General features: G+C 45.0%; 13 protein-coding genes. 4 read left to right on the top strand and 9 right to left on the bottom strand.

Annotated features, from left to right (window positions below):
- Positions 1 to 39: 39 nt before the first annotated feature.
- The 7 genes from RXX31_RS06180 to RXX31_RS06150 all read right to left on the bottom strand — a co-directional run bounded on the left by RXX31_RS06180 (position 40) and on the right by RXX31_RS06150 (position 6,902).
- The gene (locus RXX31_RS06180) at positions 40 to 1,068 is read right to left on the bottom strand and encodes a succinylglutamate desuccinylase (RefSeq protein WP_317588214.1); all 1,029 of its coding nucleotides are present in this window, start codon (positions 1,066 to 1,068) and stop codon (positions 40 to 42) included.
- 309 nt (positions 1,069 to 1,377) lie between these two features.
- Positions 1,378 to 3,183 (bottom strand): M3 family oligoendopeptidase, encoded by a 1,806-nt coding sequence (locus RXX31_RS06175; RefSeq protein WP_317588213.1) that lies wholly within the window; start codon positions 3,181 to 3,183, stop codon positions 1,378 to 1,380.
- 83 nt (positions 3,184 to 3,266) lie between these two features.
- Positions 3,267 to 3,887 (bottom strand): alpha-ribazole phosphatase, encoded by a 621-nt coding sequence (cobC, locus tag RXX31_RS06170; protein ID WP_317588212.1) that lies wholly within the window; start codon positions 3,885 to 3,887, stop codon positions 3,267 to 3,269.
- Positions 3,888 to 3,898: 11 nt separating this feature from the next.
- The gene (cobU, locus tag RXX31_RS06165; protein WP_317588211.1) at positions 3,899 to 4,432 is read right to left on the bottom strand and encodes a bifunctional adenosylcobinamide kinase/adenosylcobinamide-phosphate guanylyltransferase; all 534 of its coding nucleotides are present in this window, start codon (positions 4,430 to 4,432) and stop codon (positions 3,899 to 3,901) included.
- Positions 4,429 to 5,229 (bottom strand): adenosylcobinamide-GDP ribazoletransferase, encoded by an 801-nt coding sequence (locus RXX31_RS06160; protein WP_317588210.1) that lies wholly within the window; start codon positions 5,227 to 5,229, stop codon positions 4,429 to 4,431. Before RXX31_RS06160 ends, cobU begins: the two co-directional genes overlap by 4 nt.
- Entirely contained in the window at positions 5,229 to 6,272 is a 1,044-nt protein-coding gene (gene cobT / locus RXX31_RS06155) for a nicotinate-nucleotide--dimethylbenzimidazole phosphoribosyltransferase (protein ID WP_317588209.1), read from the bottom strand. Before cobT ends, RXX31_RS06160 begins: the two co-directional genes overlap by 1 nt.
- 18 nt (positions 6,273 to 6,290) lie before the next feature.
- Positions 6,291 to 6,902 (bottom strand): flavin reductase family protein, encoded by a 612-nt coding sequence (locus tag RXX31_RS06150; protein WP_317588208.1) that lies wholly within the window; start codon positions 6,900 to 6,902, stop codon positions 6,291 to 6,293.
- Between the two features lie 286 nt (positions 6,903 to 7,188).
- Here RXX31_RS06150 and RXX31_RS06145 point away from each other — a divergent pair, with 286 nt between their 5' ends.
- A complete protein-coding gene (locus tag RXX31_RS06145) occupies positions 7,189 to 7,878 on the top strand; it encodes an NAD(P)H-binding protein (RefSeq protein WP_317588207.1) in 690 nt (229 codons plus the stop codon).
- A 188-nt stretch (positions 7,879 to 8,066) separates the two neighbouring features.
- Positions 8,067 to 9,446, top strand: a complete 1,380-nt coding sequence (locus RXX31_RS06140) for an L-cystine transporter (RefSeq protein ID WP_065302263.1) — start codon at positions 8,067 to 8,069, stop codon at positions 9,444 to 9,446.
- A gap of 230 nt (positions 9,447 to 9,676) precedes the next feature.
- Here RXX31_RS06140 and RXX31_RS06135 read toward each other — a convergent pair whose 3' ends face one another.
- Together RXX31_RS06135 and RXX31_RS06130 are read right to left on the bottom strand one after the other, a co-directional pair.
- A complete protein-coding gene (locus RXX31_RS06135) occupies positions 9,677 to 10,024 on the bottom strand; it encodes a DUF3024 domain-containing protein (protein WP_317588206.1) in 348 nt (115 codons plus the stop codon).
- Positions 10,025 to 10,285: 261 nt separating this feature from the next.
- Positions 10,286 to 10,672: a hypothetical protein gene (locus RXX31_RS06130; RefSeq protein WP_317588205.1), complete on the bottom strand. Its 387-nt coding sequence runs from the start codon at positions 10,670 to 10,672 to the stop codon at positions 10,286 to 10,288.
- Between the two features lie 257 nt (positions 10,673 to 10,929).
- Between RXX31_RS06130 and sbcB the strand changes: the two genes are divergently transcribed.
- Both sbcB and RXX31_RS06120 read left to right on the top strand, forming a co-directional pair.
- On the top strand, positions 10,930 to 12,351 hold the full coding sequence (sbcB, locus tag RXX31_RS06125) for an exodeoxyribonuclease I (protein ID WP_317588204.1): 1,422 nt from the start codon (positions 10,930 to 10,932) through the stop codon (positions 12,349 to 12,351).
- A 58-nt stretch (positions 12,352 to 12,409) separates the two neighbouring features.
- Positions 12,410 to 12,784 (top strand): CidA/LrgA family protein, encoded by a 375-nt coding sequence (locus RXX31_RS06120; protein ID WP_317588203.1) that lies wholly within the window; start codon positions 12,410 to 12,412, stop codon positions 12,782 to 12,784.
- Position 12,785 lies beyond the last annotated feature (1 nt).

Below are 12,785 nucleotides of genomic sequence, written 5' to 3'. Positions count from 1 at the left end.
ACACCTAATATTTCGCGTTATGCGTCTGAAAGCTTTGCTTTAATCGTATACCAATTCGCCGTCTTCAAAGCGGGTTTTCACTTCACAAACCATTAAAGCTGCGCGCTGACCAATGGCAACCTTGCGGTTTGGAAAGACGATTGCTTCGTTATCATTCTTAGCCATCAATGGTTTATCACCGTCGTGACCGAACACTTCACCATGAACAAACGACGTAAAGTTTTCAACATTGTCGTCAAACATGAAGTCGAAGTCATCGTGTAATCGCACAATAGTACGGCTAACACGATATTTAATACATGGCTTAGGCAAATGCTCAGCTTTAGTACCTGAAACTAAATTGCGCAGCGCTAAATCAAACGCCGTCAGCTTATCTAAATCATTCTCACCAATTCGAGCAACACGTCCAAGCTCCATTGTCAGAGCTTGCGCGCTAAAGTTTTCTGCACTGTACCAGCTGAATGTACTCGCCGGAGAGTTTGATAATAGAACCGCTTCAATGTGGCCACTATCCAAAAACTCCATTAGAGCTTGGCTTCGAACCGGATGGCGTGTCTTAGGACTCACAGCAAACGTGTAGTGTTTAGAACCACGAATTGCACAGTGTAAGTCAAGATGCCAGCGCGTTTCTGGGTCAGTACCTTTAAAGAAGTCACAGACGTGCAACTTCAGTAAATCTGCAATAGCCAACTCCTTGGTTGGCGTATGACCTTTATCATCGAATAAGCGGTTGAGGTTTTCCTCAAGAAAACGCGTATGCGCCAAGGTAGACTCAGGGTGAGCGATGATGAATAGACAACGGGCATCAACCTGCATAAAACCGGATTCAATGTCTTTAATCATTGAATCGACCAGTTCCATCGGTGCCGTTTCGTCGCCGTGAATACCTGTTGAGATAATGATGTTTTTCGTCTCCTGAGTGTAGTTCTCAGGGACCACTTCTAGCACACCACGCTGATAGAGTTTTAGTGTCACTCCATTAGATAGCGCCAGCTCTGCTGGTTCTACATCAATATGCATATCTAACGTATCAGCTAAAAACGATTGGCGAAAGAAAGACTTCGTCATGCGTTACTCCTTAATTGCACGGCGGGTATGTTAATAAATTGTACAAAGAATTTTTGTTGCTGCGATCCCACTTATGAGTAGAAATCGACATTTTCAACGAAAATCCAATACCGTTTCGAGCCATACACTCAAACCAAGCAACAAACCGCTTATTTGTTAATCAATTACAAATTGTTATACCCAAGTAACCTAGTGCAAATCGCATCTCAAGTCACTTGGGTATAAGGCTGTGAACTTTAACACAGCCCTGATTAAGATCATTATGATTTCACGATATTTTTCGCGTCGAGCTCATGCACCATCACAATACTATGCTGTCTGGGCTCGTTGATTAAGCAGATGCTCAAACTCATCGACCTTCTGCTGAACCAAAGCAACACTCTGCTGCCAAAAATCAGGTTTCGTTAGATCCATCGACAAGTGCTTATCAACGACTTCTTCAGCGTTCATATTGCCTGTATCGCGAAGCAAGTTAATGTAATCGGTGTAAAAGTTTTCGCCCTTTGATTCACGCTGAGCATAAATACCTTTGCTGAATAGGAAACCAAACAGGTATGGGTAGTTGTAAAAGCTCACACCTGAGATTGAGAAGTGTAATTTGCTCGCCCAGAAATACGGATCGGCTTCGCTCATCACATCACCATACCAATCTTTCCAGGTTTCAGACATCAACTCACAAAACTCTTGCGCAGTCAGTTCACCGTTTTGGCGACGTTCATAGAATGCTTTTTCAAATTCGTAACGAACAGGAATATTTACCATCAGCGCAAGTGCAGAAGAGAGCTCTTCCCATAGCATTTCCAGCTTTTCGTCGACACTTTCAGCTTTTGAAATCAAATGATCACGAACGATGTTTTCCGCAAAAATTGAAGCGGTTTCCGCCAGCGTCATTGGGTAATAGGTCTGACAAAGCGGTAAATCACGGATAACCCAGTTATGGAATGCATGACCTAATTCATGTGCTAGCGTCATCAAGTCGGAGCGACTGCCACTCCAGGTCATAAACACCAATGGAGTGCGCGTTGCGGGTAACTTAGTGCAGTAAGCGCCTAAGCGCTTATTTGCGTTTGGCTTCGCGTCTATCCAGCCATTCTTGACCATCATTCGCACAAACTCTGACATGTCAGGGTTAACCGTTTCAAATGCTTCACAAATCACATCTATCGCTTCGTCAAAATCGTAGACTTTAGCGTCACCACTAAGGGCTGGCATAGCAGCAAGGTGATTCCACGGTTTCATCTCATCTAAACCATGCACCTGAGCCATCAGTAAACCCGCTTTTTGGCCGATACCGCGGCTTTGTTTTGCTACAGCCATCATCGCATCCAGTGTTTCCGCTTGAATGCGGCTGCCATGCAAACTTGGATCGAGGAAATGGACTTCACGCTTTGTCGAGCGCTTTTTGTTTTCAGTCAGACGCCAACCAGCAAGCGCATTGAGAATGGCAGCAAAGGACTCTTGATGTGTGGCCATCGCAGTCTGTACACCGCGCCACGCCGCTTCTTGTCGGTTAAATTCAGATCCATAAAGAATGCTGGCTGCCTGAGAGAAGCCAAGCTCTTCACTGCTTCCATCATCGTAATTCAAGGTCACTTTCAGAGAACCAGTCAAGTTGTCGTACAGCTTACCCCATGCAGACTTGCCATCCACACTCATCGCCGCCAACAGTTTTTCTTCTTCTGTACTTAGACGAGTATCAGCCAGGTTTCTCAAGTTCTCGATGGTGAACGCCTGACCACTCACATCGGTATTTTTATGGTTCAAAACACCCGCAATAAAATCATCATCCGCGTGTGTTAGCGTTAACTCAAAAGCACTGAATGCTTGCGATAACTCAGAAAAAATACGCGTCATACGCCCTAACAACGCTTTTGCTTCCGCGTTGCTTGAATCAACAGATGAATAGCAATTAGCGAAATTAAAAATCGTACGTGCTAAGCGATTTGCTGCCTCGTTGGTTAAAATGGCGTTTTGCATCACTTCAACATTCTGGCAATCCAATGACTGCTTATTGAGAAGTTCAATACATTGCTCTACCAAAGCAATGTCATCTTGAATTCGCTCATCAGCGAGATCCTGATATGCGATGGATAAGTCCCAACTTGGAGTGGTCATTTATCTTTCCTTTTTATGTAATCTGGCCAAACCTTCCCTATTTGAATTGTTTTAGGGAATAAAATTGGCCTCTTCCGTGACTTTTACTCTCTATGCTCAATCAAAGGTACACCTATCGAACGAACGGAGGCGTAGATTTGGTCATCAATAGTGATTGTTATATGTGTGATTGACGCATTGCTGATCGCTAACGTCGAATACCAACGAGGGTTGCGCCAGTCAACGTCTAATATATGAGCGAGAATCATTCTAATAACGCCACCATGCGTGACAATCAGCAGGTTGTCATTGATATCATTGATAATTTGAGACCAGGCACTAATTACACGCTGTGAAAATACGTTAAGGCTCTCAGCATTGGGTAAGGTGTGTTGTGACGGAGATTGCCAGAAAGATTCAAGCTTTTTCCATTTGTCGCTCAACATATCGAACGGTACACCATCATAGTTACCAAAATTCATTTCTTGAAGCTCAGGACTTTCGCTCAGAGGCAGCATTTGTTGCTCGGCAATGATTTGCGCCACATCACGACAGCGCGAAAGCGGCGAAGTAATAATACCGCTGACGTCACGCCCCTGCTGTTTCCAAGCCTGAGCGATGGCTTGCTGATCGGACTCTTTCACCTTTAAATCCGACTGACCGTGCAACCCAGGTGCGGCATCCACTTTACCGTGACGCATGAGATAGATATTAAGCGTTTCCATTATATTGAGCCCTATGCTTTGAGTACCAGTGGTAAGCCAGCAGCAACAAATGAAACTCGCTGGCACACTTGCGCAAGTTGTTGGTTCATTCGTCCGGCATTATCGACGAAATAGCGGCTAATCGCGCCAAGTGGAACGATGCCCATCCCGACTTCATTAGAGACAAAGATCAACGTCGCTTGTGAGTGAGACACCGCTTCTACTAGTTTATGAACTTCTGCTTCTAACTTTTCATTTGAGCAACCGTCACCCAGTTCGAAAATCCAGTTGTTCAGCCACAGTGTCAGACAATCAATCAAAACGACGTCATCGTGATTAAAGCTTAATAGCAAATCAGCAAGATGCAGCGGACATTCGTGTTCCTGCCACCCTTCTCCGCGTTGCTTTTGATGGTGACGAATGCGATCACGCATCTCATCATCAAACGGTAAGGCCGTCGCGACGTAATGCAAGCAAGCGTGTTGAGCGTCAGCAGCCTGTCTCGCGGTTTGTTCTGCTAACTTGGATTTTCCGGAGCGTGCTCCACCTAATATTAGTTGCTTCATGATGTGTGATAAAAGGCAATAAGAGTGAGATAAACCAGTAACTCAGATAACTGTTGCGCAGCCCCTAAGCAATCGCCGGTAAATCCGCCGATTCTTTTAGTCAGCCATCGTTTAAAACCATAGCGAAATACCGCTAAGACCAGCACAATAACTGCGGCCGGAGTAACGCCAAGAAACAAAGTAACAAGGCCACCGGTGAACAGTAGGATCGCCACTTCTAATGACGACTGTTTGTTGGCAAGGGGCTTGCTTTTGGAAGTGTCGCTGTCACTGACATACGGCATGTCGTAGATAAGCGTAGCCGCCAAAGCACGGCTGGCGGTGTATGCAACGACAATCATTAGCAAAAATTGTGGCTCCTGAGCCAGCTCGCCCCAAAAGACAAACTTCGCCAACAGTGCCATAACCAAAGTTGCAGCGCCATAAGTACCAATACGGCTGTCTTTCATGATAGACAGTCGTCGCTCGACGGTCATTCCACCGCCGATACCATCCGCCATGTCGGTTAAACCATCTTCATGAAATACCCCTGTCAGCAGCAGACTAAATACCATGGTTAAAACGATCGAGACGGAAGCAGGAAAAACCAAACTCAACAGCCAAAAACTCGCTGCGCACAGCACACCCAATACAACACCAACCAACGCGAAGTAGCGCCCGGCTTGGTTCATGCGAGCTTCACTGTATGGCAAATTTGCAGGAACAGGTAAACGGCTAAAGAAACTCACCGCTAACAGGAACAGCTCCCATTGATAACGCCAGTTACCTGTCTTTGCTTCATGAGGTGCTTCTGACACTAAACTGTTACTCCAGCGCTCTCAAAGCTCGCCATGTTGTTGTAAAACTGAGCTGCCGCTTTCACTAAAGGTAAAGCCAGCGCTGCCCCCGTTCCTTCACCTAAACGCAAACCAAGGTCCAATAGAGGCTCTGCTTGTAAATACTCCAGAACAAACTTATGCCCGGCTTCCTCAGAGCAATGAGCAAACAACATGAAATCGCGCGTCTCTTCATCAAGCAGTGTGGCTATGTATGCCGCAACTGAAACAATAAAGCCATCGACTAATACTGGCGTTTTCAGGCGTTTTGCTTCTAAAAATGCCCCCACCATTTGCACAATTTCAAACCCACCCACTTGGGCTAACACTTCTCTCGGACTAAGGTCATGGCAACGCGCCACACCGTGGGCAACGGCTTTTATTTTGTGGTTCAACTGTTGTTGATTGATGCCGGTACCCAATCCAACACAGTGATCCACTTCCAGTGGGCTGAGTGCGGTTAACAATGCCGATGCTGAACTTGTGTTGCCTATTCCCATCTCTCCGAACATAAGCAGGTTGGAACCCGACAAAATGGCTTGTTCTGCCACTTTTGCGCCATATTCCAAACCAAGCGCCACTTGTTCTAAAGACATCGCGGTTTGTTTGGAAAAGTTCGCAGTGCCATTACCCAAGCGTTTCTCTATTAAGTTCGGATGCGATTTAAAGTCCGGTACCAGCGTATCTATTGGTGACAACATGCCACAATCGATCACTTTGAATTGAATTTGGTTAAGCTCGCAAAAACAGTTGATTGCCGCGCCTCCAGCGAGAAAGTTCGCGACCATTTGCTGTGTGACGGCGCTAGGTGCAATGCTTACGCCCTCTTCGGCTACACCATGGTCACCAGCGAATACCAGCATGGTTGGCTGACGAATTGTGATTTGTTCTACCGCTGCACTTTGATCTTGGCTTTGTATTAATGCCAGTTCCAGAGCGACTTTTTCAAGCAGCCCCAACGATCCAACTGGTTTGGTTTTGTTATCAATACGCGCTTGAATATCAGCGGCGAAAGTGCGGTCCATGAGTTTGGTTCCTTTTATTTATTGGGGACGAGCAATTGAGAAAGTTTTCTCTAAAGTGGCGTATTCACTCCCGCCTAAACGAGAAAGTGGATCAACGGCTAATGCATCCACTTTTAATCTGTCGCCTTGAGTAGTTATCACTTTCTCATCGACATAAATGTGTTCTATTTCGGCAAAAATTAAGCTCTGAGGGGTTTCACCCATCTCAATGACTTCATGCAATTTACAACCGAACGCAATGGGTGCGTCTTTTAATCTAGGAAGTTCAAAGCCACCGAACTCAACCGTTTCCAGATTTGTCAGCGCTAATTCTGACTGTCCGTGATCTAAACCAGCAGATGAATCCGTAATCTTTTGCGCCAGTGCGCTCGAAGCGATGTGAATGACCAGCTTTCCTGTCTCTAATACATTGCGAGTCGTATCCTTAACCTCGCCAGTTGGCTTTTTACCAACAGATAGCATTAGCAAGGGAGGACGGCTGGAAACGGCGGTGAAATATGAAAATGGAGCCAGGTTGAAATTCTCTTCACCAGAGTCCGTTAACACCCAAGCAATCGGGCGAGGAATGACCGTCTGAGTCATTAGGTGATACACCTGCGTCGGAGCAAGTGTGCTTACGTCTACATTCATTTTTCTTCCTTGATTCGCGTGTGCCGAAATAATATCGCAAATTCAAACGATAAAGAGAAACAGTGTACCTTTCTCTAAAGGTAATTCACCTACTTTCTCCTAAATACGAAAACTTTTCGCCAAATAATGTCGATTCGCTCGGTAAAGCCGTGAAGCCGTGTTTACAAGCAACCAACTTATTTCAAAAACGATGTGTGTTGTTACACTCAAGCCACGTAAAATCTAGGTATAAGTCATTGAAATCGGCTACTATTAACTCACGCTGCTACCATAGAGGAGAAGAGGCATGAGTAATAATACCTGTGTAATCATTGCTGGAGCCTCTGGCTTAGTTGGCAGCAAAGTGATTACTCAATTGGTGTCCCAACCGGGTATCCACACATTATATTCACTTTCCAGACGCCCTCTTACCGATATCTCAGACCCTGAGCAAAAAATCGTTCCGATGATAGATGCTGATCTTTCTATCCTAAATTGGGATGAGCAACACCTGACGCCAGAAATCGGCTTTATCTGTTTAGGAACGACGCTCAAGCAAGCTGGCAGCAAAGAGAACTTGCGCAAGGTTGATGTAGACCTGGTGACAAACGTTGCCAGGCAAATGAAAATGATCGGCGTGAAACGAATCGCTGTGGTTTCTAGCCTTGGCGCGAACAGTAAATCCCCTTCGCATTACTTGGCTTGCAAAGGTCAGATGGAAGCCAACATCGAAGAAATGGGATTTGAAGAAGTGGTCTTCGTCCGTCCAGGTCCGCTTGTTGGTCAGCGCACAAAACCAAGAAAAGACGAGAAAATCGTTCAATGGATTTTTAGAGTGATTCGTCCGTTCATGTTGGGGAAACTCTCTAACTTTATTCCAATCGATGCGGAAGTGGTCGCCAAGGCTATGATTTATCAGATTTTCAGCTATCAAGAAGACTCAATAACTTATTTGCAACGCAGAGAAATGCTCGATTTGCTGAAACATTACGACTAAATACACCAACAATATAAGAGAACCAAGCAGATTGTTGTTCATTAGAAAACATTCCAGCATATTCTATTTGGATATATCTAATACCCGTTAATCATTTTAAAAGTTATATATTGAAAGCTATCTTACTGCCCCCTTTATCACCTCGTATACAACACTCAGCATATTGAACTGAGAACTAAGGTAAGAGTATGAATTTTGCAGTAATTGCCTCTCTAGCAGTCTTTGTGGGCATATTATTCTTTCTTTTTAACCAGCAACAGAAACAAAACACCCTTTCTCGTCTCGTTTTAATTGGCCTTGTCACTGGTTCACTTTTTGGCCTTGCCCTTCAACTGATCCATGGTGAAGGCAGCAACGTCATTTCTGAAACCCTTTCTTGGGTTGCTATCGTTGGTAGTGGCTATGTTGGCCTGCTGAAAATGGTGATCATGCCACTTGTGTTGGTATCGATGATCTCAGCAGTTGTGAAGCTGGAAAAAGGCGGCTCACTGGGTAAGATTTCTGGTCTGACAATTTCAGTCCTGCTTATCACCACAGCGATCTCAGCATTAATTGGTATTTTCGTCACATCAGCGTTTGGCCTGTCGGCAGAAGGCCTGACAGAAGGTGCTCGCGAGACGGCTCGCATAGCGGTATTGGAAAGCCGTGCTGGTTCGGTAAGCGATCTGACCATTCCACAAATGCTGGTTAGCTTTATTCCAACTAACCCATTTGCAGACCTAACAGGCGCACGTTCTACGTCTATTATCGCGGTTGTTATCTTCGGTGTTCTAACGGGTATTGCAGCACGCAAAGTAATGGCCGAAAAAGCAGAATTGGAATCACCGATTCGCACTTTCGTTGAAGCGGCGCAGTCTATCGTAATGCGCTTAGTTAAGATGATCATGGCGCTAACCCCATACGGCATCGCGGCATTGATGACCAAAGTGGTTGCGACATCAAGTGCAGCGGACATTCTGAATCTGCTTGGCTTCATCGTTGCGTCATACGTTGCGATTGCATTGATGTTTGTTGTGCACGGTATCCTTGTTTCTTTTGTTGGCGTTAGCCCAGCAGAATACTTCAAGAAAATTTGGCCGGTACTGACGTTTGCCTTTACTTCACGTAGCTCAGCGGCAACGATTCCTCTGAACGTAGAAGCGCAAATCACTAAGTTAAACGTGCCACCAGCGATTGCTAACCTTTCAGCATCATTTGGTGCAACGATTGGTCAAAATGGTTGTGCAGGTATTTACCCAGCAATGCTTGCGGTAATGGTTGCGCCAACAATGGGTATTAACCCACTAGAGTTCAACTTTATCCTGTCACTGATTGCGATTATCACGATCAGCTCGTTCGGTATCGCGGGCGTTGGCGGCGGCGCAACCTTTGCTGCGCTAATCGTGCTTCCTGCTATGGGCTTGCCAGTAACTATCGCTGCACTGCTTATCTCTATCGAACCACTCATCGATATGGCGCGTACTGCACTTAACGTTTCAGGTTCAATGACGGCAGGTACCATCACTAGCCGCCTGTTGAAATCTACTCATACTGAAGCTGACGCAAAGCCAGAAGAGGCAAAAGCCTAATCGGCCAACTGCGCTAAAAGCCGTTCAGTAAAAATAAATAAGCCGATGGGTAACCAACCATCGGCTTTTTTGTATTTAAAATTTACGTTGCGAGTTCAGGTAACGGATTTATTTAATAAGAAACACGCCACTATCATCGCTTAGCGCAAGAGCCGGAACTTCCCAGAACTAATTAGCAAATCACCAAGCGTTGTGAAGCCGCCTTAAACGTTTGATATGTACGTTCTAAACTAACCCCAAAAGCTACCAAACTCGTCTGTGTCGAGGACATTGATAAACTGTTCCAGTGTGTTGACGACAAAATCAGGCTCATACTCATGCCACTTTAAATCAGATTTCATCCAATAGATTTTCCAGTTATTTGTGGTTTTGACATAAGTGGCCTTTGCAATTGGATGCTCATTAATGACCGATGAATCTTTCCAATTTGGTCTCACTTCAAAAACTTCCACGCTCTGACCCGAAACCCGATAGCTTATATCCAGCCTCGTTCTTATTTTTGGCTCTGGACGACGGGTTTCTATATATGAACCAATAATTTTCTCGTAGCGTTTTTGTTCGAATTCAGAAAATGCCATAACGACCTCAAATCTAGCTAAGTTCAGCCAGTTTATGAATTATTGAGTGGCAAGTACATAACATACGCCTTGTTAAGTAGTGAGCAACGCTACCACGAACCCCAACCATACCACCGTAAACACAAAATCCAGCGATAGCATCCCCCCACCAGCTCGTTCATGTGCATTTTTAGGATAACGTGCGACATAGTGCCGAGTTGTGAACAAATTGGTATCTAAAAACGTGGGTTTTCGCCAGTAAACTGTACCTACTTGTCCTTATTAACTCTTTGCGAAAATGCCGACGAGTAGGGAAATTAACGCTATTGGCATCAGAGTGATGAAAACAATAAAACCGGAACCTAGTGGACCATTGAAAAGCACAATAAGAGAAAATGGTAAAATGAGAACTAAGCTCAACGTTGTATAAGACTGGAAAATGGCTCTAGACATGATTGACAGGCTGGTGCCTGAAGGAGCTAGCGCATGCATCAACGCGGAAAATACGGTTATCCCTGAGAGAATCAGTAATCCGCCTAACGCATCTTCAACGTTTTTTGCATCTGGGTAGACAATTATTAAGCTAAGACACAGGTGAACAATTCCGATGATAATAAAGCTCTTTCGTTGTGCTAACTTTTCCTTCCCTGATTTTTTATCATCAGTCATTCATGTCACCTAAACCTTTAAATTAAAGTTATAAATCTAGAAATTATAGTCACTGGATAAACACTCGACTTGAAAGCAGCTCATGCCCACGCATTTTTTCGTCAGGCTCTAAATGGCTCCTAAAGCAGTTACTAAAAATCAAGCTGACACTCTCCTATCGGCTTTTTCATATTCACAACTTTACCTTGCATCTTTCGTTGCGAGTTAAGGCATTGAATGGTCTAATACTCTTATCGGTTCCGTAAACGGTAAGCAGAATGCACCAAGATAATCAGCCCACTTTTTTCTTCTTTGACTACGAAACTTGGGGAACAAACCCTGCAAAAGATCGTCCGAGTCAATTCGCTGGTGTTCGCACAGATGAAAATTTCAATATCATCGGCGAGCCTTTAGTTATGTATTGCCAGCCACCTGCTGATTACCTTCCTTCTCCTGAAGCTGCTTTAATTACTGGGATTACCCCACAAAAGGCGGTGCAGGAAGGTCTGCCTGAGCCTGAGTTTATTGCCAAAATTCATGCCGAGTTATCCAAACCCAATACCACCAGTTTGGGTTACAACAGTATTCGTTTTGATGATGAAGTGACGCGTTACACCTGTTACCGCAACTTTATTGACCCATATGCGTGGAGTTGGCAGAACGGCAATTCGCGCTGGGATTTACTTGATGTGCTGCGCGCTTGTCATGCCCTTCGACCAGAAGGCGTTGAGTGGCCAGAAAATGAAGAAGGCTTTCCTAGCTTCAAACTCGAGCACCTGTCTGTTGCCAACGGTATTGAACACAGCAATGCACACGATGCCATGGCTGACGTTATCGCAACGATCGAGATGGCGAAGAAAGTTAAAGCCGCTCAGCCTAAATTGTTTGATTACTTCTTCTCAATGCGTCAAAAGCGTAAGCTGAATGAATTGGTTGATATCGTCAATATGACGCCTTTGATGCACGTTTCTGGCATGTTAGGACGCGAGTGTCAGTACACAAGCTGGATTGTGCCTGTTGCCTGGCATCCAACGAACAACAACGCGGTTATCACGATTGATTTAGCCAAAGATCCGCAACCAATCCTAGAGCTGTCTGCGGAAGAGCTGCACGAAAGGTTGTACACCAAGCGAGAAGACCTCGGTGATTTACTGCCTGTACCAGTTAAACTTGTTCACTTGAATAAGTGCCCTATTCTGGCACCAGCGAAAACACTGACGGCTGAAAACGCGGAGTCTATCGGCATTGAGCGTCAACAATGCTTGAACAATCTGGCTCTGTTGCGTCAGCACCCAGAGATCCGTGAAAAGCTGATCAGCCTGTTTTCTGTTGAGCGCACATTTGAAAAAAGTGATGATGTGGATACTCAACTGTACGATGGCTTTTTCTCTCCGGCGGATCGCGCAGCGATGGATATTATTCGCGAGACCGACCCGAACAACCTGGCGGCGCTTGATATTGAGTTCGATGACAAACGCATAAAACCCCTGTTGTTCCGTTACCGTGCGCGTAATTTCCCAGCTACGCTCGATGAACAGGAACAAAGACGTTGGGCACTTCACTGCCGCGAAGTGTTTGAAAACCAAATCGAAGAGTATATGCTGAATTTAGAAAACTTAGTTCACGAACATGAAAGTGACGAAAAGAAAATCGCACTATTAAAATCCGTTTATCGTTACGTAGAGACGCTAGCCTCTTAATTTGTTACTTAATCAAGGGCACCGTCAGGTGCACTTGTCGTTTTTATATGCTGCCCAAATGATAAAAGATCGATTATTACAACTGACTCAATTGCTCGTTTCCCTCTGTCTCATTATGGGAGCACTTGGGATCGGAGTGACTATTCAAAGGTTTACAGACACTTCTGTTCCAGGGAGTGTTATCGGTATGATCCTGTTATTCCTCGCTATGGCAACCGGGATTGTCAAAGTAGAGTGGGTAAAAACTGGCGCAACGCTGTTTATTCGCTACATGATCTTGTTATTCGTTCCAGTTAGTGTTGGCCTGATGGATCATTTCGACATGCTTTTTGCCAATGCACTTCCCATTCTTGCAAGTGCGGTCGGCGGCACATTGATTGTGCTGGTAAGTCTCGCATGGCTGCTGGATTACCTGCTAAAGGAGAAACACTAAT

This window comes from Vibrio sp. EA2 (assembly GCF_033042495.1).
Taxonomy (GTDB): Bacteria; Pseudomonadota; Gammaproteobacteria; order Enterobacterales; family Vibrionaceae; genus Vibrio.
Note: the sequence above shows the minus strand (reverse complement) of the source record. Positions and strands in the feature narration are given on the sequence as shown.

Bases quoted from the DNA above. Each gene is read 5' to 3' on its own strand.
- RXX31_RS06175 (WP_317588213.1), bottom strand. From the start codon at position 3,183: ATGACCACTCCAAGTTGGGACTTATCCATCGCATATCAGGATCTCGCT.
- RXX31_RS06130 (WP_317588205.1), bottom strand. From the start codon at position 10,672: ATGACTGATGATAAAAAATCAGGGAAGGAAAAGTTAGCACAACGAAAG.
- cobT (WP_317588209.1), bottom strand. From the start codon at position 6,272: ATGGACCGCACTTTCGCCGCTGATATTCAAGCGCGTATTGATAACAAA.
- RXX31_RS06135 (WP_317588206.1), bottom strand. From the start codon at position 10,024: ATGGCATTTTCTGAATTCGAACAAAAACGCTACGAGAAAATTATTGGT.
- RXX31_RS06120 (WP_317588203.1), top strand. From the start codon at position 12,410: ATGATAAAAGATCGATTATTACAACTGACTCAATTGCTCGTTTCCCTC.
- cobC (WP_317588212.1), bottom strand. From the start codon at position 3,887: ATGGAAACGCTTAATATCTATCTCATGCGTCACGGTAAAGTGGATGCC.
- RXX31_RS06150 (WP_317588208.1), bottom strand. From the start codon at position 6,902: ATGAATGTAGACGTAAGCACACTTGCTCCGACGCAGGTGTATCACCTA.
- RXX31_RS06140 (WP_065302263.1), top strand. From the start codon at position 8,067: ATGAATTTTGCAGTAATTGCCTCTCTAGCAGTCTTTGTGGGCATATTA.
- RXX31_RS06145 (WP_317588207.1), top strand. From the start codon at position 7,189: ATGAGTAATAATACCTGTGTAATCATTGCTGGAGCCTCTGGCTTAGTT.
- RXX31_RS06180 (WP_317588214.1), bottom strand. From the start codon at position 1,068: ATGACGAAGTCTTTCTTTCGCCAATCGTTTTTAGCTGATACGTTAGAT.
- cobU (WP_317588211.1), bottom strand. From the start codon at position 4,432: ATGAAGCAACTAATATTAGGTGGAGCACGCTCCGGAAAATCCAAGTTA.
- sbcB (WP_317588204.1), top strand. From the start codon at position 10,930: ATGCACCAAGATAATCAGCCCACTTTTTTCTTCTTTGACTACGAAACT.